General features: G+C 68.5%; 21 protein-coding genes. 8 read left to right on the top strand and 13 right to left on the bottom strand.

Translation table 11 applies throughout. The features are described from left to right. Positions 1-38: 38 nt before the first annotated feature. On the bottom strand, positions 39-188 hold the full coding sequence (locus tag M1M07_RS17510; RefSeq protein WP_197250450.1) for a hypothetical protein: 150 nt from the start codon (positions 186-188) through the stop codon (positions 39-41). Positions 189-357: 169 nt separating this feature from the next. Here M1M07_RS17510 and M1M07_RS17505 point away from each other — a divergent pair, with 169 nt between their 5' ends. Both M1M07_RS17505 and M1M07_RS17500 read left to right on the top strand, forming a co-directional pair. Beyond that, positions 358-1,065: a hypothetical protein gene (locus M1M07_RS17505; protein ID WP_248675010.1), complete on the top strand. Its 708-nt coding sequence runs from the start codon at positions 358-360 to the stop codon at positions 1,063-1,065. Positions 1,066-1,137: 72 nt separating this feature from the next. After that, complete coding sequence (locus M1M07_RS17500) at positions 1,138-1,521, top strand: VOC family protein (protein WP_248675009.1); 384 nt, start codon at positions 1,138-1,140, stop codon at positions 1,519-1,521. 45 nt (positions 1,522-1,566) lie between these two features. Here the strand turns inward: M1M07_RS17500 and M1M07_RS17495 are convergent, their stop codons facing one another. From M1M07_RS17495 to M1M07_RS17470, 6 genes are all read right to left on the bottom strand, one after another. Further along, the gene (locus M1M07_RS17495) at positions 1,567-1,863 is read right to left on the bottom strand and encodes a hypothetical protein (protein WP_197256219.1); all 297 of its coding nucleotides are present in this window, start codon (positions 1,861-1,863) and stop codon (positions 1,567-1,569) included. A 180-nt stretch (positions 1,864-2,043) separates the two neighbouring features. Beyond that, on the bottom strand, positions 2,044-3,162 hold the full coding sequence (gene sfnG / locus M1M07_RS17490; protein WP_197256221.1) for a dimethylsulfone monooxygenase SfnG: 1,119 nt from the start codon (positions 3,160-3,162) through the stop codon (positions 2,044-2,046). Positions 3,163-3,475: 313 nt separating this feature from the next. Continuing rightward, positions 3,476-4,690 carry an SfnB family sulfur acquisition oxidoreductase gene (locus M1M07_RS17485; protein WP_248675008.1) on the bottom strand — a complete coding sequence of 405 codons (1,215 nt, stop codon included), beginning with the start codon at positions 4,688-4,690 and terminating at the stop codon, positions 3,476-3,478. Continuing rightward, positions 4,687-5,859 carry an LLM class flavin-dependent oxidoreductase gene (locus M1M07_RS17480; protein WP_197256225.1) on the bottom strand — a complete coding sequence of 391 codons (1,173 nt, stop codon included), beginning with the start codon at positions 5,857-5,859 and terminating at the stop codon, positions 4,687-4,689. The genes M1M07_RS17485 and M1M07_RS17480 overlap by 4 nt, the downstream gene beginning before the upstream one ends. Positions 5,860-6,259: 400 nt before the next feature. Further along, positions 6,260-7,660: a wax ester/triacylglycerol synthase family O-acyltransferase gene (locus M1M07_RS17475; RefSeq protein WP_248675007.1), complete on the bottom strand. Its 1,401-nt coding sequence runs from the start codon at positions 7,658-7,660 to the stop codon at positions 6,260-6,262. 107 nt (positions 7,661-7,767) lie between these two features. Beyond that, a complete protein-coding gene (locus tag M1M07_RS17470; RefSeq protein WP_197256229.1) occupies positions 7,768-9,012 on the bottom strand; it encodes a serine hydrolase in 1,245 nt (414 codons plus the stop codon). A gap of 84 nt (positions 9,013-9,096) precedes the next feature. Here M1M07_RS17470 and M1M07_RS17465 point away from each other — a divergent pair, with 84 nt between their 5' ends. From M1M07_RS17465 to M1M07_RS17445, 5 genes are all read left to right on the top strand, one after another. Then, positions 9,097-9,948 carry a universal stress protein gene (locus M1M07_RS17465; RefSeq protein ID WP_197256231.1) on the top strand — a complete coding sequence of 284 codons (852 nt, stop codon included), beginning with the start codon at positions 9,097-9,099 and terminating at the stop codon, positions 9,946-9,948. A 110-nt stretch (positions 9,949-10,058) separates the two neighbouring features. Continuing rightward, entirely contained in the window at positions 10,059-10,622 is a 564-nt protein-coding gene (locus tag M1M07_RS17460) for an LppP/LprE family lipoprotein (RefSeq protein ID WP_231611488.1), read from the top strand. A gap of 80 nt (positions 10,623-10,702) precedes the next feature. Further along, positions 10,703-12,085 (top strand): NAD(P)-binding protein, encoded by a 1,383-nt coding sequence (locus M1M07_RS17455; RefSeq protein WP_197256235.1) that lies wholly within the window; start codon positions 10,703-10,705, stop codon positions 12,083-12,085. Between the two features lie 86 nt (positions 12,086-12,171). Continuing rightward, positions 12,172-13,218: an alpha/beta hydrolase gene (locus tag M1M07_RS17450; protein ID WP_248675006.1), complete on the top strand. Its 1,047-nt coding sequence runs from the start codon at positions 12,172-12,174 to the stop codon at positions 13,216-13,218. A 93-nt stretch (positions 13,219-13,311) separates the two neighbouring features. Next, positions 13,312-13,809 (top strand): DUF2505 domain-containing protein, encoded by a 498-nt coding sequence (locus M1M07_RS17445; RefSeq protein WP_197256237.1) that lies wholly within the window; start codon positions 13,312-13,314, stop codon positions 13,807-13,809. Positions 13,810-13,864: 55 nt separating this feature from the next. On the opposite strand, the gene M1M07_RS17440 is transcribed toward M1M07_RS17445, so the two are convergent. The 6 genes from M1M07_RS17440 to M1M07_RS17415 all read right to left on the bottom strand — a co-directional run bounded on the left by M1M07_RS17440 (position 13,865) and on the right by M1M07_RS17415 (position 21,142). Continuing rightward, complete coding sequence (locus M1M07_RS17440; protein ID WP_197256239.1) at positions 13,865-15,607, bottom strand: alpha/beta-hydrolase family protein; 1,743 nt, start codon at positions 15,605-15,607, stop codon at positions 13,865-13,867. Between the two features lie 51 nt (positions 15,608-15,658). Continuing rightward, positions 15,659-16,738, bottom strand: coding sequence for an ABC transporter ATP-binding protein (locus tag M1M07_RS17435; RefSeq protein WP_197256240.1), 1,080 nt, complete (start codon positions 16,736-16,738; stop codon positions 15,659-15,661). Positions 16,739-16,771: 33 nt separating this feature from the next. Further along, positions 16,772-17,569: a carbohydrate ABC transporter permease gene (locus M1M07_RS17430; RefSeq protein ID WP_231611494.1), complete on the bottom strand. Its 798-nt coding sequence runs from the start codon at positions 17,567-17,569 to the stop codon at positions 16,772-16,774. Positions 17,570-17,658: 89 nt separating this feature from the next. After that, positions 17,659-18,624: a carbohydrate ABC transporter permease gene (locus tag M1M07_RS17425; RefSeq protein WP_197256242.1), complete on the bottom strand. Its 966-nt coding sequence runs from the start codon at positions 18,622-18,624 to the stop codon at positions 17,659-17,661. Then, positions 18,621-19,976 (bottom strand): sugar ABC transporter substrate-binding protein, encoded by a 1,356-nt coding sequence (locus tag M1M07_RS17420; protein WP_197256243.1) that lies wholly within the window; start codon positions 19,974-19,976, stop codon positions 18,621-18,623. The genes M1M07_RS17425 and M1M07_RS17420 overlap by 4 nt, the downstream gene beginning before the upstream one ends. A 98-nt stretch (positions 19,977-20,074) precedes the next feature. Continuing rightward, entirely contained in the window at positions 20,075-21,142 is a 1,068-nt protein-coding gene (locus M1M07_RS17415) for a sugar-binding transcriptional regulator (protein WP_248675005.1), read from the bottom strand. Between the two features lie 108 nt (positions 21,143-21,250). Between M1M07_RS17415 and M1M07_RS17410 the strand changes: the two genes are divergently transcribed. Further along, the gene (locus M1M07_RS17410) at positions 21,251-22,270 is read left to right on the top strand and encodes an NAD(P)-dependent alcohol dehydrogenase (protein ID WP_197256250.1); all 1,020 of its coding nucleotides are present in this window, start codon (positions 21,251-21,253) and stop codon (positions 22,268-22,270) included. Position 22,271: the final 1 nt, after the last annotated feature.

The following is a 22,271-nucleotide window of genomic DNA, read 5'->3' as shown; positions in this document are numbered from 1 at the left end:
AGGGGCGGCGCGACGATCGCCGACCGCGCGCGGATGACCTACCCGGTCGGCCGGAAATGCGGACCCGGGTCGGTGGCGCCGGGGTGCCGATGGGTGTTGCGTGCCCGCGCCATCCGCCATTGCAGAACGGCCACCGTCGCCAGCGCAAACACCAGCAGCAGCACGAGTTGGACGACGTTGGCGTTCATCACGACCTCCTACCGGGCCTCTGCTCGGCTCACGTACCCACCACGGCACCGGTTGAAACACCCCCGGTGTGCCGTAGTGGCGGTGGGAGGCGCCATTAGGGCACACCGGCGCGTCAGCGCACCGGTAGGCTCCGCTCCGGGGACCCGCGCACCCGGCGAAGGAGTGACTGTGGAACTCGACGTCCGCGACTCCGGAGATCTTCCGGCATCGAAGATCGAGGAGTTCTACGATTCGGTGCTCGCGCCGTCGTTCGCCGACTCCGAACTGATCCCGCGCGCCGAATTCCTTGCGGACCTGAACGATCCCGGTGGTGACACCGTTGCCTCCGTGGCATTCGACGACGCCGGAGAGATCCTCGGTGGTGCTGTGGGCCAATGGTTTCCGCAATGCCGGGTCATGCTGACCGCGTACCTGGCGATCCGGCCGGGGCGGCGGGGCGGCGGAATCGGAGGCAGGATCCTGCGGGCGGTGCTCGCGGACTGGCAGCGACGCGTCGATCCACTGTTGATCCTGGGGGAGGTCGAGGACCCGCGACACCACACCGACATCGGCTTCGGTGACCCCGAGAGGCGCCTGAAGTTCTACGCGGCCGCCGGCGCCGAGATCATCCCGGTTCCGTACTTCCAGCCGGCAATCCAGGCCGGCGGTGAGCGTGTCCTGCACCTGTTCCTCATGACGTTCGCGGTTTCCGACGAATGCCGCCGCGGCGAACGCAGCATCGACGCCTCGCCGGTCCGCGCATTTCTCGAGGCGAATCTCGCCCGGAACGAGGGGGGCGTCGACCGGGACGACCCCGCCACCGCGGCGTTGTTCGACGCCGTGACGGGGGCGACGGTCGAGCTCGTCGACCCCGCCGGTCTCCACGGTGACCGGTGACGAACCGCAACCGTTCGTCCTACCGTGGAATAAGCCGCACCTCCGGCGGCCCACAAGAAGGAGGCACCAGCCATGTCCGGCAAAGTTGTGCACTTCGAGATCCCGTTCGACGACGGTGACCGCGCCCGCAGCTTCTATCGGGAAGCATTCGGGTGGCAGATCAACGAGATGCCCGAGATGGACTACACGATCGTCGTCACCGGTCCGACAGACGAGACCGGAATGTCGTCCGAACCCGGCTACATCGGCGGCGGCATGATGCAGCGAGGGGAAGCCGCTGCACCGGTCGTCACCATCGACGTCGACAACATCGATCAGGCACTCGAAAAGATCGAATCACTGGGTGGGAAGACCGTCTCGCCCCGTACACCCGTGGGCACGATGGGTTTCGCGGCGTACTTCAAGGACTCCGAGGGCAACCTTATGGGGCTTTGGGAAACCGCGCGCGACAACTGATACCCGCGTGCCTGCACGCCGACGTTCGCCGGACGAGGCTGCCGGTCAGGCGGTCGCGTCCGCGACGTCGCCGCGAGCGAAGAGCTGAACGAGTGCGTCCCCGGCGCGCATGCAGGGGATCGACGACGCGGTCACGGCGCGCAGGGTCGACGCCTCCGTGGGGGTGCAGACGCCCCCCAGTACGTCGTCGGTCGCGATCGCGCACGTGATCAGATCCGGCGTGAACCGCCGGGTGGTCTCCCATCCCTGCTGCGAGGCCAGATCTCGCACGGACGTCCACTGGGAGATCTCGGCCTCGTCGGGATGGCCGACGAACAACAGGCGCCTCTGGGTTGTAGTCACTGGGAACCCCCTGCCAACTCTGCGTGTGACCTCTCTATCGTGTGACGCTATCGCCCTTGTTACACAGAAGTGGGGTACGACACACCCGCTGTCGCGTCTCACAGGTCACGCGAGCTGATCGACCGGGGAACACGGCCGGGCGCCGACAGCGCATCGCTGTCGACGCCCGGAACGAGGGGCTCAGACGGTTGCGAGTTCGACCGTGCTCTCGGAGGCTTCGATTTCCCGAACCAGCGGCAGGACCTTCTCGCCGAAGTACTCGACCTCCTCCTGGAAGTGCAGGAACCCGGCGAGGATGAGGTCGACGCCGCGACGACGGTATTCGACGATGCGGTGCGCGACCTGCTCCGGTGTCCCGATCAGCTGGGTCCGGAAGCCGTCGTTGTACTGGACGAGGTCCTCGAACGTCGAGTCCGACCACATGCCCTTCTTATCCGAGGTGGACGAGCCGGCATGCTTCACAGCAGCGCGGAAACCCTCGACCGCGGGCCGGTTCGCCTTCTCCACGATCTCGCGGAGGGTGTCCCGCGCTTCCTTCTCGGTGTCGCGGGCGATGACGAACCCGTTCAGCCCGACCTTGACTTCGCGCTTGTGGGCACGGGCGACATCGCGCAACTCGTCGATCTGCGCGGTGATGCCGTCGTAGTCCTTGCCGTTGCTGAAGTACCAGTCGGCGTAGCGTCCGCCGTTCGCGATCGCCGCGGTGGAGTTGCCGCCCTGGAAGAGTTCGGGGTTAGGTCGCTCGGGCGTGTTCGCGGGCTTCGGCTTCAGTGTGAAGTCGTGGATTCGGTAGAAGTCGCCGCGGAAATCGACGTCGTCCTCGGTCCAGATCTTCCGGAGCACCTGCAGGAACTCGGCGCTGCGCCGGTAGCGCTCGTCATGCTCGAGCCACGGCTCACCCATGTGGGTGAACTCGTCCTTGAACCAGCCGCTGACGACGTTCACGGCGAACCGGCCGCCGGAAAGCTGATCGGCAGTGGCGCCGAGCTTGGCCAGCACCGCAGGCTGCCACAGTCCCGGGTGGACGGCGGCGATGACTTTCAACCGCTCGGTGGCCAGCAACAACGCCAGGCTGAAACTTGTCGACTCGTGCTGGAACTCGGCGCCGTAGCTGGCCTCGTAACGCACCTGGCTCAGGGCGTACTCGAAACCGTTGTTCTCGGCGGTGCGAGCAAGCTTGACGTTGTAGTCGTAGTCCCAGCTGGTTCGCTGCTCGATGTCCGAGGTGACCAGACCTCCACTGACATTGGGCACCCAGTAGGCGAACGTGGTCCGGTCGGCAATGCGTTCGGTTGACATGGGTAACGATTCAATCGTTGTTCTGTGTCACTTCCAATAATAAAAATTCTCGGGATTCGAACTCTGTACCTGGCAGATCGTCCCCGTCGGTGTCGGAAAACGCCGCCCGGCCAGACTGCCGCCGGGCATGGTGAAATCACGAGACGGCCGCATGGAGTTGCGCAGTCGCATACCGAGGCGTGTCAGGGAGCGCATCGTTGTCGAGGCAGGAGCCGTCGGCAATGTGCGGCGGCATTATGGAGACGGGAACGGCCGGGACGAAACAATTCCGTCCCGGCCGTTCCCGCACTGCTCGAATGACCACTTCGTGCGCTCAGATCACCCCGTGCCTGGGCGGGGGCGTGCGGTCGAGGGTCCAGCGGCCGATGTGCTGGAGTTTCCATCGCGTCGCGTCGTGCAGCGTGTGGGTGCGCGCGTCGCGCCAGTAGCGGGACAGATTCGCCGCACCCGACGCACTGCGGGTACCGCCGAGCTCGAACAACACATTCGCGGCCTCGACGGCCGCCCGGGCGGCCGCGACCTTCGCGGTCGCGACCTCGATCGATGCGATTGCCGTGGATTCGTCGGTCGTGTCGGCGCGCGCGGCATCGACCGCGCGGGCCGCCACCGACAGCAGCGCCTGCGCGGCCCGCACCGTCACCGTCACTTCACCGGCAATCTGAACCAGGAGCGGATCGTCCGTGGCCCGAGCGACATTCGCCTCGAAATGTGGGCGGGCTCGTCCTGCCTGGACGACCGCCTCGCGGAGCGCTCCGGTTGCGATGCCCACGTCGATCGCTGTGTGTACGAGCTGGGCTTGCGAGCCGTAGGTGTTCGGACCGGCGAAGACAGGAGAGTAGGGCACCACCGACGACGCGGGCACCACCACGTGGTCGAGTGTGACGGTGCCGCTGGCCGTGGTGCGCTGACCCATCCCGTCCCAGTCGTCGACGATCGTGAGCCCCTCGGTGTCGCGCGGAACGAACGCCACCGCCTTCGGTGTGCTTGCATCCGGGGTGCCGGGCCCTTCGAAGAGGCTGGCGCGCACCATGATCCAGTCGGCGAACAATGCGCCGGTGCTGTAGAACTTGCGGCCCGACAGGACGTAGTCTTCGCCGAGCCGGGTCAGCACCGTGGTGTCGACGTTGATCGGATGCGGTCCGCGTTCGCTCTGCGCGTTCGCCAGGAGCGCGCCGGAGAGCACCTCGCCGTAGAAGAAGCGTTGCTGGTCGGGGCTGCCTTGGGTGCGCAGTGCCTCGAGGAACGTGAAGTGCGACTGCGGGATCTGGCCGATGCTCGGATCGCCCGCCGCGAGCAGACGGAAGATCTCCGCAACCACCTCGAACGGCACATCGAGACCGCCGTATGCGCGCGGCACCGTCACCGCGAGCAACCCGGACGCCGCCAGTTGCCGAATCTGTGCGTGCGGCAGTTCCCGCTCGGCGTCGCGTCGGGCGGCATCGCCGGCGAACTCTTCGGACAGTTGCGCGGCGACTTCGAGTGCGTCGTCGATGCTCGTGATGCGGACCGCGGTCGGTGCGGCGGTCACCTCGACGCCACCGCGAGGAACGGCACGTTCCCGGTTCCGGTGGTGTCGATGCCACCGGTGAACAGTCCGCGTTCGCGCAGCACGGACAACACACCCTCGCCGAACCAGTACAGCTCTTCGAGGTGCGGGTATCCCGACAGCACGAATTCGTCGATGCCGAGGGCGGCGTATTCGGCGATGCGGTCGGCGACCTCGGTGTGGCTGCCGACCAGCGCGGTGCCTGCGCCGCCGCGCACGAGCCCGACACCGGCCCACAGGTTCGGTGCCACCTCGAGATTGCGGGCGTCGCGCCAGTCGCCGCTGCGCCGGTTGGCCTCGTGCAGGGCCAGCATGCGGCGCTGCCCCTCGGATTCGCTGCGGGCCAGGCCGGCCTGGGCGGTGGCGACCGCATCGGGACCCAGGGCCGCGACGAGCTTGTCGGCCTGCGCCCACGCCTCCTCCGCGGTGTCGCGGGTGATGACGTGCAGCCGGATCCCGAAGCGGACGGTGCGGCCACGGGCGGCGGCGAGATCGCGGATCCAGCCGATCTTCTGGGCGACGGCGGCGGGCGGTTCGCCCCAGGTGAGGTACACATCGGAGTGCTCGGCGGCGACCGGGCCCGCGGCCGGCGACGATCCGCCGAAGTAGAGCGGGGGAACCGGGCTCGGAAGCGTCGCGAGCGCCGCCTCGTCGACATTGATGTGCTGTCCGTGGTGGGTCACGGTTTCGCCGGCCCACAGTCGCCGGACGATGGAGAGGAATTCGTCGGCGCGGGCGTAGCGATCGTCCTTGCCGAGGTGGTCGCCGTAGGCACGCTGTTCATGGGCTTCGCCGCCGGTGACGACGTTGAGCAGGATGCGGCCGGGGGCGTGCAACGAGAACGTGGCGGCCATCTGTGCCGCCAGGGTGGGGCTGATCAGGCCGGGTCGGAACGCGACGAGGAACGCGAGCTTCTCGGATTCGCGGGCGACCATCGCCGTGGTGAGGAATGCGTCCTCGCACCAGGCTCCGGTGGGGGTGAGCGCTCCGGTGAAACCGAACTCTTCCGCAGCTCGGGCGATCGAGGACAGGTAGCCGATGCTCGCTCGCCGGTCGCCACCGGCTTTCCCTGCTGGAGTGCCGTGACCACCTCCGACGATCGAGCGGCTGTCGCCGTAGGTGGGAAGAAACCAGTGGAACGCTAAAGACATGATCGTGAACGGTAGGGGCCGATCGTCGCGCTGTCGAGGATTACAATCAGCGTGATTGCAACCCTGGATGCCGCTCGGGTTTCTTGTGCGGTCCCGATTCGGTGACAGGCCCTGCCGAGTGGCGAGTTCTCCGCACTCGTGGACCGAGGTGCCGTTCGCGTCGTGGTCGGCGCCGAGTTCGATCTCGACCACGCCGCCGACGCGCAGCCCGCGGCCGTGCGCCGCGGTGGCTTCGGCAAGAGTCGCTCGCGAGAACCCGAATCCGCGGGACCAGCTCGTCGCGCAGGTGTCGTGGATGCGGGATCTGGCGACCTCCCCGGGATATCGCGGCTGCGTATTCGTCTTTACCGCAGCGGAATTCGATTACGATCACGTCCGTATACGATCGGAGTGTCTCCGACTACCGCGTGATCCCCACCGTCGCTTCGAGATCCGACAGCGCCCGTTCCGTGAGCGGGATGAGCGTCTCGATGTCGGGAAGTTGTTCTCGCCCCGCGACGTACCCGATGTCGAGCTTGTCGTCGTACGAGCACACGGTGATGTTGAGGGCGAGACCGTCGTACACCGTGGAGACCGGGTAGATCGCCTCGAGGTGGGCGCCGTTCCAGTACCGGTCGGTGGGCGGACCCGGCACGTTCGACAACGCCAGGTTGAACGCCGGCCGCGGAGTCGGCGCGAACGGAATCTGGGGGAGCAGCACCGTCGGCGCGATGGCGGGCAGGGCCACGGCCAGCGACGCTCCCGACCCGAGATCGGCGACCTGCTCTTTCGCCTCCGACATGGACCGATGGACGGTGGCGAGCCGCTGCGCCGGATCGTCCAGTTCGGTGCCGAGCGTGCACAGCGCGACACCGAACGCATTGGCGGCGGCGTCGTCCGCGGCGGCGTCGCGGGGCCGGACCGTGATCGGGCAGATCGCGACCAGGGATTCGTCGGGAAGTTCGTCGTGGGCGAGCAGCCAGTACCGCAGCACACCGGCGACGACGGCGGTCAGGACGTCGTTGGTGGTGGTGCCCGTTTCCTGGGCGACCGCGCGGACGCGGGCACGGGAGATCTCGGCCCCGGCGACGGAGCGCGCGGGCGCGAGCCTGCCGTTGAACCTGGTGTCGGGCGCCGAGAACGGCAGGGTCGCGCTGCCTCCGGTCAACGCCTTGAAGACGTTCAGGAATCCACCCTTGCCGAGCCGCACCGCGAAGTCCGCGCCTGCCGCCGCGGCCTCGACCGTCGAGCGGGCCAGTGCGAGCGGTCCCGGGAACCGGGTGCCGGCACTCGAATCCCGTTCCCGGGAGGGCTCTGCGGTGAACAACTGCATGCCACGGCGGTCCGGATCGTCGCACACCCAGGACTCGATCATCCGGATGCCGCCGATGCCGTCGACCACCGAATGGTGCACCTTGACGAGCAATCCGATCCGATCGCCGTCGAAACCGTCGATCACGTGCACCTGCCACATGGGCCGCGACCGATCGAGCGGCTCGGCGTGCACGTCACCGACGAACGACCACAGTGCCTCCCGGCCCGAACCGGCCGGCAGCGTCCTCCGGAACACGTGCTCGCTCATGTCCGGGTCGGCGTCGCGCCAGGTCCACGCCCCGCCCGTGTCGACGCCGCGGTGCGGACGACGGCGCAGCCGCGGGTCGAGGAGGTCCGCGTCGACACGGCACGCGCGGTGGATCTCGTCGACGAAGGCAGACCCGGCACCCTCGGGCGGTGCCAGGACGATCAGCGCAGAAATGTGCATCGGATTCGACAGCTCCTCGGCCGTCATCATCAAGGCACCCATCGCGTCCATTGCCGCCATCGCACTACCTCCCCCGCCTGTGGCCCCCGCGTCAGGACTCCCCGCCGCAGCTTCGCACGTCGGCAACCGAACGGCTCGCCGCGCAGGCGGTGTGTCGCACGCGCCGCCTACCCGGGCGGCGCCGGTGGGGCGTGGTCCGGCGCGATCTGTGCACCGATCTCCCGGAACAGGGCCTGGGCCTGATTCGAGTATGCGCCGGTGTCGGCGAACGCTTCCGGACCGTAGGTCGCCGCGACCGCGATCGCGATCTTCCGGTCCGGCAGATACGCCTCGACCGCCGAGTACCCGGCGAACAGCGGGTTCTGCAGCAGCCAGTCGCCGGAGATCACGACGCCCAGCCCGTACGTGTAGCCCTCGGTCTGTTCGGCGCACGTCGCGCAGCCGGGTTGTGCGTGTGTCCTGCCGCGCAGATCGGTCGAGACCATCGCTCGGTGCGACTCGGGGGAGAGCAACCGGCCGGTGCCCACCGCGACCGCGGTGTCGTGGAGGTCGTAGATGTTGCTGGTCTGGACGGCGCCGTTCGTGATCGTCCACGACGGATCCCAGAAGCTGGTCTCCTCGTAGAACGGAGTGGTGGGAGGAATACCCAGGAACTGGCGGCGCTCCGAACTGAACGCGTGCAGCACGGGATCCGGGATCGCCGGGGTCTGCGTCGCCTGGGTGTCGTCGAGTTGCAGTGGGTCCAGGATCCGTTCCTGCACAAGCGTTTCGACGGTCTTACCGGTGATCTTCTCGAGAGCCAGGCCGAGGATCACGTAGTTGGTGTGCGCGTAGTTCCAGTTGGTGCCGGGCTCGTACAGCAACGGTTTCGACGTCGCATACGAGAGAAGCTCCTCGGGTGTCCACGACCGGAACGGATCGGCGTAGATCGCGTTCGCGAACTCGTCGTTGCCGATGACGTAATCCGGGTAGCCCGAGGTCATCTGCGCGAGCTGGCCGAGCGTGACGCGGTCGGTGTGCGGGATGTCCGGCAGCCACCGGGACACCCGGTCGTCGAGCGTCACCGTGCCCTCGTCGACCAGCTGCAGCAGCACCGTCGAGATGTACGAGATCGCGACGGCGCCGTTGCGGAAGTGCATGTCCGGGGTCGCGGGCACCCCGGTCATCGACTCGCCGACCGCGCGCGTGACGATCTCCTCGCCGTCCTCGGTGACCCGGACGATCACCGCCCGCAGGTGACGGTCCGCCATCGCCTGCTCGACGATCCGCATGATCGCGTCGGCCTGCGCGGGGTCGGCGCTCTCGACGCCGGCGGGTGTCCGCGCCGTGTCCTGCAACCCGTTCGACGACGAACACGCAGCCAGTATCCCGAACGCGCAGAACAGCGCGAGAACCCTCCACCCGATCGACATATCGGCAGTCTGTCAGGTCCGCCGCGACACTGCCGGTATTCTCGTCCCGTCGAACCTTCCGGGAACCGTGAACGGGCGGTGCACATGGCCGAAAACGGCGTGATGGTGGTCGGAGTCGACGGATCGCGGTCCGCCACCGATGCCGCGAAATGGGCGGCGGCGGTCGCGGCGCGTCGGCGATGCGGACTCCACGTCGTGTACGTCCTGCCGGAGCGGCGCCGCCCGAGTACCGCGCCCGAGGTGGGTGGTCGGGAACCGTTGGCCGAGGAGCAATATCGCGCAGCGGAAGCGATCGTCACCGACGTCGTCACCGTCGTGCGCGCGTATTTTCCGCGGCTGGAGGTCGAGGGCCGGGTCGAATCCGGGCCGGTCACCACGGCACTGGCCGCCGCGAGCGCAGGCGCCCACCTGGTCGTGCTGGGGCACAGCGGAAGCGGCAGCGGCGCACTCGAAGCACTGCTGCGCCGGTCCACGGCGCAGGACCTGGTGCGACGTGCCTCCTGCCCGGTCGCGAGCTGGCGGGGACAGCCGGGCCGCCTTCCCGACGACGAGCGTCCGGTCGTCGTCGGTATCGAACCGGGACCGCGCGGCGCGAGCGTCGCGCTGGTGGCGTTCGAGCTGGCCGCACTGTTCGGGACCTCCGTGGTGGCGGTACACGCGTGGTTCTCGCTGCCGGGGGTGACCGAGCCGTCCCGCGGCGTGCCGCCGGAGGCCCTGGCCGCTGCCCGGGAGCGGTTTCCGCAGGTGCCCGTCGTCGAAGTGTCCGTCGAGGGCGATCCGGCCGACGCGCTGCTCGGGCACGCCGCCGATGCCCAGCTGATCTGCGTCGGCAGTCACGGCCGCGGCCGGTTCGCCGGCGCGGTGATCGGGTCGGTCGGCCGCGATGTGCTGCAGCGCAGCGGATGTCCCGTGGTGATCTGTCCGCCCGCGAGATAGGAATCCCGGCCGCGGATCCGGGTGCGGGCCGCGGTGTTACGAAATCCCGTCGGGGTTCGATACCCGCTCTGTGCTCGACACGCGAGCGCATCCGACGAAGGGATGGGGAATTGAGGGGGAAGACCACGGCCGCGTTGCTGAGCAGCGCGGCCGCGATCGTGGTGGCCTGCACTGCGGTGGGGAATGCGCAGGCTGCCGTTCCGGCGCGGGACGCGTTCCCGGCGCCGCTGTTCCGCGAGGACGCGTCGTGCGACGCGCAGATCGATCTCGCGGCACCCGAGGTGTTCGCGGCGATCGACGAGATGCCTGCGCCGCAGCAGATTCCGGACGCGACCTGGCTCTACGCGTACAACGGCAACTACAACCGCTGCACCGACCTGAGCTACGCGCAGGTCGGGATCGTCGACGCCACCGGCTGGTCGCCGACACATCTGCTGTTGTTCCACCGCGGTAGCTATCTGGGCACCGCGACCGGATGCGCGCTGCACCCGACGGTCGTGGCGGAGACGGCCGACTCGATCCACGTCGAATACCACTACCCGCGGGAAGGGGAGATCCACGCTGCCGCGACCGGCTTCGCGGCGCAGACCTTCCGCTGGTGGGAAGGGGACGTGATCACGGAGGGCGGTCTGCCCCACGACTACCTCGCGATGAACTTCTGCGACGTGTGGTGACCGGCGCGCTCCCGGGCCCGTTCTCGTGACAGGCCCGGGAGCGCGTGCGATCGTGGGAGAGCACGGAGAGCGGGACGAACATGGTCACCCACACCCTCGACACCGATTACCTGGTGGTGGGCGCCGGCGCCGCCGGGATGGCGTTCACCGACGCGCTGATCGCCGATTCCGACGCCGACGTCGTGATGGTCGACCGCAGGCACGCGCCGGGCGGGCACTGGAACGATGCCTACCCGTTCGTGAGGCTGCACCAGCCGTCGGCCTACTACGGGGTGAACTCGCTGCCGCTCGGCGCCGACACCATCGATCGGACCGGGCCGAACGCCGGCATGTACGAGCAGGCCGGGGCCGCCGAGATCTGCGGATACTACGACCGGGTCATGCGCACGTCGTTGCTCGATTCCGGTGCGGTCCGGTACTTCCCGATGTGCGAATACGTCGGTGGGGAGCGCTTCGTCTCGCGCCTGTCCGGCGAGTGTTTCGAGGTGAAGGTCCGGGAGGCGGTGGTCGACGCCACCTATCTCGAACCGGCGGTCCCGGCGACCACTGCGCCGCCGTTCGCCGTCGCCCCGGACGCCCAATGCATTCCCGTCGGCGAGTTGCCGCACGTGGCGGGACCGGCCGGATGCTACGTCGTGATCGGTGCCGGCAAGACCGCGATCGACGCGTGCCTGTGGCTGCTGCAGACCGGTGTCGACCCGGACGCGATCCGGTGGATCAAGCCGCGGGAGGCGTGGCTGCGGAACCGGTTCTTCGCGCAGGGCGGCGAACTGGTGGACGATCTGATCGAAGGCATCGCGCGGCAACTGGAATCGGCGGCGCACGCGACCTCGCCGGACGACCTGTTCGCCCGGCTCGAGGCAAGCGAACAGCTGTTCCGGGTCGACGACCGCGTCACACCCTCGATGTACAAGGCGCCGACGATGAGCACCGCCGAGTTGAAGATGCTGCGGCAGATCCGGGATGTGGTGCGGCTCGGGCATGTACGACGCCTCGACGGCCGGGAGATCCACCTCGACGGCGGCACGGTCGCGACCGTGCCGGACGCGGTGCACGTGCACTGCGCCGCCCGCGGCCTGAATCCGGCACCGGCCGTGCCGATCTTCGCGCCCGGCCGGATCACGCTGCAGCCCGTCCGGTCGGGGCTCGTCCCGTTCAACGCCGCGATGGTCGGGTTCGTGGAGTCGACCGGCCGTCCCCTCGACGAGAAGAACCGGCTGTGCCCGACGAACCGGTTGCCCGACGTTCCGCTCGACTGGGCGCGGGGTCTGCTCGTCGAGATGTCCGCCGACCGGATGTGGTCGAAGGAACCGGACATCGCGGAGTGGCTCGAACGCGCCCGTCTCAACACGGCCCGAGGGCTGCGGCAGCATTTCGACCGGCCGAAGGTGCAGGACGCGATGGCCCGGTACCTCGCGAACGTCCGTCCCGCGCTCGCGACACTGCGCGCGATGGTCCCGTAGAACGAGCCGCGGTTTGCGATGATCGACGGGCTCGAACGGGACGGTCCCGGCGGGCAGACCGGGCCCGACCCACGGCAGGAGAACGAGTGACGACGACCAGCCCCACCCCTCGAGTTCGCCCGCGTCGGCACGTCCTGCGGTGGGTTCTGGCAGTGATCGTCGTGGTGCTCGCGATCATCGCCGCGTCCTTCGCCCTGACGCCGACGCCCGGGGCGCTTCTGGTCCGCGTGCTGTTCGAACGTGGTGCCCGTGACCAGACCGCGAAACTCGAGGTCGGGGCCCCGGTCACCGATCTCGTCGCCGACGTGCCGTATCGCGCCGGCGACCCCGACGCGTATCTCGACGTCTACACCCCGACCGGAACGACGACCGCGCTGCCGACGATCGTGTGGACGCACGGCGGCGCGTGGCTGTCCGGGGACCGGACGAACTATGCCGGTTACTACCGGCGGCTCGCGGACGCCGGGTTCACCGTGGTCTCGCTCGGCTACTCGCTCGCCCCCGAACATCGCTACCCGACGCCCGTGCACCAGCTCAACGACGCGCACGCCTACCTGGTCGAGCACGCGGACGAACTGCACATCGACCCGGATCGCATCGTCCTGGCGGGTGATTCCGCGGGCGCACAGTTGTCGGCGCAGCTCGCCGCGGCGGTCACCGACCCGGCCTATGCCGCCGCGATCGGGATCACTCCGGCGCTGACCCCGGAGCGGCTGCGCGGCGTGGTGCTCAACTGCGGAATCTACGACGTTCCCGCGATGGGCGGCAGCGGCGGCCTGATCGGGTGGGGTGTGAAGCAGGCTTTGTGGGCCTACACGGGGGCCCGGGACTTCCGCTCCTCGGAGGCGGCCGCGCAGATGTCCACGCTGCGGTGGGTCACCGGCGAGTTCCCCGCCACCTACATCACCGGCGGCAACGGCGATCCCCTGACGAACACCCAGTCGAAACCGTTGGCTGCGAAGCTCACCGACCTCGGTGTCACCGTCGACGCCCTGTTCTATCCCGAGGACCACGAGCCGGAACTGGGCCACGAGTACCAGTTCGATCTCTCGCTCGAAGACGCTCGGATCGCCCTCGAGCGGACCATCGAGTTCGCCCGCAAAGTGACCGAATCGGAGCACCCGGGCGCCTGATTCTCCGGGCCGGACGGGCCCGCGGCAGGGCGTCGTCGGCTTTGCCGGGAGCGCTGTAGGCGACCCCCGCGGAGGACGCTATTGTTTGCGCCCATGTCCAAAGAATTTTCTTTCAGCGCCGATATCGACCACGACGTGGAGCGGGTCCACGCCGCCCTGATCAGCGAGGAGTACTGGAAGGGCCGCCTGGGCGGAAGCACGACCGGCTCAGTGGAAATCGCTTCCCCGGCAGGTCCCGGCACGGTCAAGGTCACGCTCACCGACGAGACCGACACCTCGGGACTTCCGGCTGTGGTCCGCGGCATTCTGCGCGGACCGCTGGTGATGCAGCGGACCGACGAGTGGGGCCCGCTCGAGGGCGGTGCCGCACAGGGCACGCTGACCGGTGGCTCGTCCAGCTTCCCGGTGTCGATCGAGGGGCGCTCCGAGCTGCGCGCTCGCGACGGCGGTGCGGTCCTCGAGGTCCGCGGCCAGGTCACCGTCAAGGTTCCGGTCGTCGGTGGCCAGATCGAGGGTCTGGTCCTGCAGATGGTCGAGGCCATCGTCTCCGGTGACGGCAACGCTCTGAACGAGATCCTCTCCGGAAACTGATTCGTCGAGGGGCGTCGCGGGACCGCGCGTGCGGTCCGGCGGCGCCCCGAGCTTCTCAGCCGACCGGCACCGAGTCCTCGAGTGCCGTGGCTTCGACCACCTTCGCGACCCGCTCGGTGTCGGCGGTGGTCCACCCGTCGGGAGGCGCGATCGCGGCCCAGCCGTACGGGATCAGATCCTCGTAGTTGTGCCCGTGCCCGACCGGTGGTGAGGTGCCGCGCATGACATCGCCGGCCACCTGCCAGAACGTGACGATCGGATACCAGCGCATCGACGGAACCCGGTCCGGGCCGGGCGGTTCGGAGAGCCAGTCGGGGCGGGTGAACAGCAGGTCCGGGCCCCACCACACGACCGGATCGGACGCGTGCTGCAGATACAGGACCCGCGGGTCGAGCCACGGCTGCCCGTTCGGTTCCAGCGCTTCCACGCTGTCGGCGAACCGGACCTCGAGACCACCGTGGTAGGTGGGCAACACCTCGGTGCTGCCGGGATCGCGCCCGTCCACCAGCGAACGCCACAGGGTGTTCGAATTCGGTGGTCCCACGAACAACGCCCCGTCGACGGACGAGCGCAGGTCCGCGATGTCGTCGAACGCGGCCTCCGCGGACTGCGACCCGAGGCTCTCTCCGTAGACGAGCAGCCGGGGACGCGCATCCTCCGGCAGCTGCGACCACCGCTCCTGCACCCCGTCGATCAGCGCCTCGCCCGCGGAAGCTGCCGCGGACCCGTCGGTGAGGAACGAAATCCAGCTCGGCAGATACGAATACTGGATCGCGGCGATCGCGGTGTCCCCGTTGTACATCAGCTCGATCGAATCCGCCGCGACGGGATTGACCCAGCCGGTGCCGGTGGTCGCGGAGACCACGAGCACCTGCCGATCCCACGCCCCGGTGCGGTCGAGTTCGTCGAGCACCAGGTCGACCTGGGCGGCGGTGTCCGGCGCCGATTCCAGCCCCGCGTACACGCGGATCGGTTCACGCGCCGGAAGGCCGTTGATCGCGGTCAGTTCGGCGGCCCGTGCGCCGCCGTCGACGAACGAGCGACCCTGCCGGCCGAGGGTGTCCCAGGGGGCCGTCGACATCGGGCTGCCGGACCGCTCGGGTTCCACCGGCTGCGTGTCGCCGGGATCGGTGCTGTTGTTGTCGCCGGAGAAGACCAGGTTCGCGGCCTTGGAACTGCCGGCCAGCAGTACCTGGTCGACGAACACGACGACGAGGACGGCCAGCAGGACCGGGGCGACCACGTGGGCGATCGGAACCGGAATGTGCAGGCGCGCACCGAGAAACCGCGCGAACGCGTCGGCGAGGCGGCGCAGGCCCCGGGCGATCAGCAGCACCACGGCGAAGACGGCGGCGACGACGAGACCGGTGCGCAGATACGCGAACGAGGAGGTTGCGTCCATGCCCATGAGGGCTTCGATCTCGTTCTGCCGATCGGCGGCGACGAGCAGCGCCGCGACCACCAGTGCGACGACGAGCACCGCCACCACGGCCTGGGTGATCTGCCGGACCGTGTGGCGGCGGCGCCACCATGTCAGGTGCGGCACGATCCACCGTCGTGCCGGGTAGGCGATCAGCACGCCGATGCCGTAGCCGGTCACGGCGGTGATGCCGCTGATCAACCCCTGATACAACCAGTCCCGGGGGATCAGGGACGGGCTCAGGCTCCACGCGAAGAACAACAGGCCGACGACGAGCCCGACGAAATCCAGTCCGAGGACCGTCACGGGATGAGCGCGCGTGTCGTCTGTGCCGGGCGCGTCCGTGCCCGGCGCGTCGGGGGTTCGTGGGGCGTTCACCCGCCGACACTAACCTGCGCGGGTGCTTCGCGCCGTCGCGACGGAGCGCCGTCAGTCGCCCACCCGTTCGCCGGTCTCGACGTCGAACAGGTGCACCGTGCCTTCGCGCTTGCGCAGGTGCACGGTGTCGGCGAGTCGGGCGGGGGTTCGGGTCAGCGCCCGCGCGACCACCTGGTTCCCGCTGCCGGGAATCCGCGTATACAGATACGACTCGCTGCCGAGTTCCTCGACGAGCTCGACGACGGCCTCGACGCCCTCGTCGGCGATCTCGAAGTCCTCCGGCCGGATACCGGCGGTGACCTCTTCGATGCCGGCCGCGCGCAGCTTGGCGATCCGCTGCCGCTCGACGGGGACGACGGTGCTGCCGACGACGACGCCGTTGTCGGCGACCCGCGCCGTGAGCAGGTTCATCGAGGGGGAGCCGATGAAACCGGCGACGAAGGCGTTGGCGGGACGGTCGTAGAGCTCGGTGGGGCTGGAGAACTGCTGCAGCACCCCCTTCTTCAACACGGCCACGCGATCGCCCATCGTCATCGCCTCCACCTGGTCGTGGGTGACGTACACGGTGGTGGTGCCCAGGCGTCGCTGCAGCGCCGCGATCTCCGTGCGGGTCTGCACGCGCAGCTTCGCGTCGAGATTCGACAGCGGCTCGTCCATGCAGAACACCTGCGGTTCACGCACGATCGCGCGTCCCATCGCGACCCGCTGACGCTGCCCGCCCGAGAGCTTGGCCGGCTTGCGGTCGAGGTAGTCGGTGAGATCGAGGATCTTCGCGGCCTCCTCGACCTTGCGGCGACGCTCGTCGGCGCTCACGCCGCGCATCTTGAGTGCGAAGCCCATGTTCTCGGCGACCGTCTTGTTCGGATACAGCGCGTAGTTCTGGAAGACCATCGCGATGTCCCGGTCCTTCGACGGCACTCCGGTCATGTCCTTACCGCCGATCGAGATCGATCCCTCGTCGATGTCCTCGAGTCCGGCGAGCATCCGCAGCGCCGTGCTCTTGCCGGAGCCGGACGGTCCGACCAGGACCACGAATTCACCGTCCTCGATGTCGAGGTTCAGCGAGTCGACCGCGAACGTGTCGGAGTTCTCGTAGATGCACGAGGCGTTGGCGTAGGTGATGTCAGCCATGATGGAAGTCCTTGCTGGTAAAGAGGTTCGGGTCTACTTGATGGCGCCGAACGACAGGCCGCGTACGAGCTTGTTCTGGGCGAGCCAACCGGCGAGGACGACCGGAAGTGCCGCCATCGTCGCCGCGGCGGACAGCCGCGCCCAGTACAGGCCCTCACCGGTGATGAAGCCGACGAGGAAGACCGGAATCGTCTGTGCCTGAACGGCAGTGAGGTTGACCGCGAAGAAGAATTCGTTCCACGAGAAGATCACGCAGATCAGGGCGGTCGCGGCGATGCCGGGGGAGACCAGGGGCAGGATCAGCTCCCGCACCGCGGTCCACAGGCTCGCGCCGTCCATGCTCGCCGCTTCCAGGAGTTCGCCCGGAACCTCGAGGAAGAACGAGCGCATCATCCACACCGCGATGGGCAGGTTCATCGCCGTGTAGAGGACGATCAGGGCCCAGATGTTGTCGAGCAGACCGACCTCGGCGACGATCACGTACAGCGGGATGATCGCGGCGACGATCGGCAGCATCTTGGTGCTGATGAAGAAGAACAGCACGTCCTTGGTCTTGCGCACCGGGCGCAGCGACAGCGCGAACGCCGCCGGAATGCCCAGCAGCAGAACCAGGATCGTGGAGACGATCGTGGCGAACGCCGAGTTGAGCAGGCTCGTTCCGACTCCGGTCTCGAACACTCCGCGGAACTGGTCCAGGGTGGGGGAGAAGAAGAACTTCGGCGGGGCGGAGTAGGCGTCGGCCTCCTGCTTGAAGGCGGTGAGCACCATCCAGAAGACGGGGAAGAAGAAGCCGATGGCCGCGATCCAGGCAACGACTCCCCACGGATTCATCCGGCGGTTCTTGCGCTTGCGCGCGGTCCGGGCGACGCGGCCGGTCGGTGCCGCGGTGTCCGATGCCTGCGGCGTCGTGACGGTGGTGCTCATGCCGCCTCCTCCCTGCCGGTGAACGATGTGAAGATCAGGCGCAGGGCGAAGGTCGCGACGACGATGGTGCCGACGACGACCACCACGCCCATGGCGGCGGCCTGACCGATGTCGAAGCCCAGGAATGCGCGCTGGTAGATGTAGAACGGCAGGTTGGCGCTGGCTGTGCCGGGACCGCCCTGGGTCATCATGTAGATCGCGTCGAACGTGTTGACCAGGTAGATCGCGCCGAGTACGGTGCCGAGTTCGATGAACCGGCGCAGGTGCGGCAGCGTCAGTTCACGGAACAGGGCGAAGGCCCCGGCCCCGTCGACCCGGCCCGCCTCGAGGATGTCGCGGGGCATCGACTGCAGGCCGGCGAGGATGAGCAGCATCATGAACGGCGTCCACTGCCAGATCAGCGCGATCATGACCGCGGGCAACGGGAAGCGGCTGATCCAGTCGACCTCGCCGACACCGAACGGCGAGAGCACGAAGTTGACGATGCCGAAGACGGGATCGAACATCGCCGTCTTCCACACCAGGGCGGCGGCCACCGGGGTGACGAGGAACGGTGTGATCAGCAGCGTCCGGGCGATGCCGCGCCCGAGGAAGGCCCGGTCCAGCAGCAGGGCGAGCATCAGGCCGAGGATTACCGAGACCAGCACCGTGCCGACGATGAGGACGACGGTGTTGATCGCCACCTGCCAGAACTGGCTGTCCTGGAAGACGTCGACGTAGTTCTGGAGGCCGACGAACCGGCGGGAGCCGGGGCGGACGAGGTTCCACGACTGCGTCGAGTAGTACAGGGTGAACAGGAACGGAACCTGGGTGACCACGATCGTGAAGATCAGGGCCGGGAGCAGAGGACCGCGCCGGCGCCAGCCCTCGGCCCGCGAGACCCTCTCCTCCTTGGAGTCCCGGAGCGAACGGATGCGCTCGGTCGTGTCCGGTGTCGGACGCTGCGCTGCAGGTGCGGTCATGACGACGCCTCCCGATAGGTCTCGCCGACGGCCTCGGCGTACTTCTGTGCTTGCTCGAGTGCCTCGTCGACCGTCTGACGTCCGGCGATGGCCGCGCTGATCTGCTGGCTGACCCGGGTGCCGAGATCCTGGAACTCGGGGATGGCCACGAACTGGATGCCCGTGTAGGGAACGGGGTCGACCGTGGGGTTCTTCTGATCGGCGGTCTCGATGGATTCGAGGGTGATCGGACCGTAGGCCGCTGCGGCCTCGGCGTATTCGGGAATCTCGTAGGTCGACAACCGGCTGCCCGGCGGAACCCGTTCCCAGCCGAGTTGCTCGCCGACGGTGCGCAGGTAGTCCCGGTCGGTCATCCACGAGATGAACTTCCACGCGTCGTCGGTGTGTTCACTGCTCGCGGGGATGCCGAGCGACCACGTGTACAACCAGCCGGAGGGGTCCTTCTCCCGCACCGGAGCCGCCGCGTACCCGATCTTCCCCACGACGTTGCTCGACGCGGGATCCTCGAGCGTCGACACCGCGGACGTCGAGTCGTACCACATGGCGACCCGGCCCTGGGCGAGTTGCGTTGCGCACTCGCTGAATCCGCTCGTGGCAGCGCCGGGCTGGCCGTACTCGCGGACGAGATCGACGTAGAACTGCACGGCCTCGCGGAACTCGGGACTGTTCAGCTGCGCGTTCCAGTTCTCGTCGAACCACCGGCCGCCGAACGTGTTGACGACGGTGTCGAGCGGCGCGAGCAGTTCGCCCCAGCCGGGCTTGCCGCGTAGACAGATCCCGTTCACGTCCGGGCTGTCGAGTCGCGCGGCGGCGTCGGCGACCTCGGTCCAGGTCGGGGGATCGGACAGCGTGATTCCGGCTTCCTCGAACAGATCCTTGCGGTACATGAGGAACGACGATTCGCCGTAGAACGGCACCGAATACAGATCGCCTTCGTACGACAGTGCTTCCCGCAGCGAGGGGATGATGTCGTCCGCGTCGTAGCCCTCGGTCTGCTCGATGTACGGCGACAGGTTCGTCAGCCACCCATACTCCGCCCACTGGGGCGTCTCGTAGTTGCTGATCATCACGACGTCGAACTCGCCCCCGCCCATCGCCGTGGAGGCGGTGATCTTGGCGCGGGCCTGGTTCTCGGAGAGGGTGACGAATTTCAGGTCGATCTCGGGATTCTCGGCTTCGAACTGCGACGCGAGTTGCTGTGCGTCCTGCATCTGGGAGTTCGACACCATCGCGATGGTGACGGTCCGGCCGGATGTGCCGAGGGATCCGGCGCCGGCGCACCCGCTGAGCGCGAGGCACAGGGTTGCGGCGCCCGCGACGGCCGCGCGGGTGGATCTTCTTGCTGTAGGCACGATGGACTACCTCGTTTCGGTGCTGTTCGTCCGTCGGCGACGGGTGCTGTTCGTCCGTCGGCGACGGGTGCTGTTCGTCCGTCGGCGACGGGTGCTGTTCATCCGTCGGCGAAGGGTGCTGCCTCGTCGTGCACGGAGGCGGTCTCGGGTGCCCGATCCGTACCGAGCAGGTACTGGGCGCAGGCGATGTCGCACACGAGCATCGTGGCGAGCCCACCGCGGAGCGCGCCGAGGACGGCGCGGTGCTTCGATTGCCCTCCGGTGACGAGAATCGTTGTGGTGCAGTCTCTTACATCTTCGAGCGGAACGGACATCGTACGTGCCTCGAGGTCGCCGCGGACGGGGGTGCCGTCGGTGTGGAAGAACCGGCCGCCGATCTCCCCGACGGCGCCGAGGCTGTCGAGTTCGTCGAGCACGGTGGTGTCGAGGAAACTGCCCTCGAACAGGGTGGTGGCCGTGGAGACGGCGCCGACCCCGTAGATCATCATGTCGGCGCTGCGGCCGATTTCCAGGGTGCGGGAGATGAGCGAGTCGGCGCGCATCGACGCCACGGTCGCCGCGTCGGCGTAGAGGGGAGTGGGAAGCCGAAGCGGTTGTGCCCGGAGCTGTTCCGCGCACCGGCCGAGGACGAACTCGGTGCCCGTCTGGTAGGTGCTCGCGGAGGCCGAGCCGTCGAGCTGGACGATCCGCGCGCATGCGGCGACACCGGAGGGCAGGGCCTGCGCGACGGCGACGGTTTCCGGTCCCCACGTGAACCCGAGGGTATCGGTCGGGCGGATGCGGCGGGTGAGCAGAGCTGCGGCGGCACGCCCGAGTGCGGCGAAGCTCGCGGAGTCCTCGACCGGGCCGGTGTCGTCGACGCGGGCGCCGACCACCACGGCCTCGGTGAGGCCGTACCGCTCCTCGAGGGCGCGTTCGAGGTCGGCGTGCAGGTCGTCGCGCAGGGACGGCGGCACGGCGACCTCGATGCGGACGATTCCCTGGGCTCGGGCCCGGGCCACCAGGCGGCCCGCGGTGGGCCGGGAGACCCCGAGGCGTTGCGCGACCTCGGCCTGGGTGAGTCCGTCGAGGTAGTAGAGCGTCGCGGCGCGCACGGCGAGGCGCAGGTCCTCGGGTGTCGCCGAGGTGTCCTTCTCTGCGGTGGTGGTCGTGCCGGGCGTGGTCACACGCTCTCCTTGACTTGTGAGCATTTGCTCATAGGTGCGTTCATTTGCTCACTACGCTAGCATCGCAGTGTGACCTACACAACAGTCGTCGCTTCGATCCCCCGAACCATGCGCGCCGCGGTTCTCGTGGAATCGGGCCGAATCGAGATGCAGGAGCGACCCGTACCCGCTCCCGACCCCGGGGACGTCCTCGTCCGGGTCACCACGGTCGGGGTGTGCGGATCGGACACGCACTACTACCGGGAAGGGCGAATCGGCGAGTTCGTCGTCACCGGCCCCCTCGTCCTGGGGCACGAAGCCGCCGGGGTCGTCGTCGCCGTGGGCAAGGGTGTGCCCGCGCACCGGATCGGAGAGCGGGTGTCGATCGAACCGCAACGCCCCGATCCGCTCACCGAGGAGACCCGGCGCGGCGACTACAACCTGTGCCCGCACATGCGGTTCTTCGCCACCCCGCCCGTCGACGGGGCGCTGTGCGAGTACGTCACCATCGGCGCCGCCTTCGCGCACCCCGTGCCGGCGGCCGTCTCGGACGACGCCGCGGCCCTGTGCGAACCGCTGTCCGTCGGCATCGCCGCCGTGCGCAAGGCCCGGATCACGGCCGGATCGCGCGTCCTGGTCACCGGGGCCGGACCGGTCGGCATCGTCGTCGCCCAGGTCGCCCGGGCATTCGGTGCGCTCGAGATCGTGGTGACCGACCTCGACGAACGACGCCGCACGAGCGCACTGTCGTACGGTGCCACCCGCGCACTCGACCCGCGCGTGGACGACCCGGCGAGCCTGCAGGTGGACAGCTACATCGACGCCTCCGGCGCTCCGAGCGCGGTGGACTCCGGGATCCGGGCGGTCCGTCCCGGAGGCACCGTCGTACTCGTCGGCGCCGGCGCGGAGACGATGACGCTTCCGGTGCAGATCATTCAGAACCGCGAACTCGTCCTCACCGGCGTGTTCCGTTATGCGAACACGTGGCCGACGGCGCTCGCCCTCGTCGAGTCGGGACGGGTGGATCTCGACACCATGGTCACCGCGCGGTTCTCGCTCGACAAGACCGCCGAGGCGCTCGAATCCGACCGGACGCCCGGGAACATCAAGGCCGTCGTCGACGTGACCGATCGGCCCGGAGAGGAATGAC

This window comes from Rhodococcus sp. HM1, assembly GCF_023218075.1.
In the GTDB taxonomy this organism is placed as follows: Bacteria; Actinomycetota; Actinomycetes; order Mycobacteriales; family Mycobacteriaceae; genus Rhodococcus.
Note: the sequence above shows the minus strand (reverse complement) of the source record. Positions and strands in the feature narration are given on the sequence as shown.

Excerpts from the sequence above, each read along its gene's own strand:
- M1M07_RS17455 (WP_197256235.1), top strand. The coding sequence starts at position 10,703 with ATGGTCACCCACACCCTCGACACCGATTACCTGGTGGTGGGCGCCGGC.
- M1M07_RS17435 (WP_197256240.1), bottom strand. The coding sequence starts at position 16,738 with ATGGCTGACATCACCTACGCCAACGCCTCGTGCATCTACGAGAACTCC.
- sfnG (WP_197256221.1), bottom strand. The coding sequence starts at position 3,162 with ATGTCAACCGAACGCATTGCCGACCGGACCACGTTCGCCTACTGGGTG.
- M1M07_RS17465 (WP_197256231.1), top strand. The coding sequence starts at position 9,097 with ATGGCCGAAAACGGCGTGATGGTGGTCGGAGTCGACGGATCGCGGTCC.
- M1M07_RS17500 (WP_248675009.1), top strand. The coding sequence starts at position 1,138 with ATGTCCGGCAAAGTTGTGCACTTCGAGATCCCGTTCGACGACGGTGAC.
- M1M07_RS17425 (WP_197256242.1), bottom strand. The coding sequence starts at position 18,624 with ATGACCGCACCTGCAGCGCAGCGTCCGACACCGGACACGACCGAGCGC.
- M1M07_RS17510 (WP_197250450.1), bottom strand. The coding sequence starts at position 188 with ATGAACGCCAACGTCGTCCAACTCGTGCTGCTGCTGGTGTTTGCGCTG.
- M1M07_RS17480 (WP_197256225.1), bottom strand. The coding sequence starts at position 5,859 with ATGTCTTTAGCGTTCCACTGGTTTCTTCCCACCTACGGCGACAGCCGC.
- M1M07_RS17410 (WP_197256250.1), top strand. The coding sequence starts at position 21,251 with ATGCGCGCCGCGGTTCTCGTGGAATCGGGCCGAATCGAGATGCAGGAG.
- M1M07_RS17445 (WP_197256237.1), top strand. The coding sequence starts at position 13,312 with ATGTCCAAAGAATTTTCTTTCAGCGCCGATATCGACCACGACGTGGAG.
- M1M07_RS17430 (WP_231611494.1), bottom strand. The coding sequence starts at position 17,569 with ATGAATCCGTGGGGAGTCGTTGCCTGGATCGCGGCCATCGGCTTCTTC.
- M1M07_RS17475 (WP_248675007.1), bottom strand. The coding sequence starts at position 7,660 with ATGGCGGCAATGGACGCGATGGGTGCCTTGATGATGACGGCCGAGGAG.
- M1M07_RS17470 (WP_197256229.1), bottom strand. The coding sequence starts at position 9,012 with ATGTCGATCGGGTGGAGGGTTCTCGCGCTGTTCTGCGCGTTCGGGATA.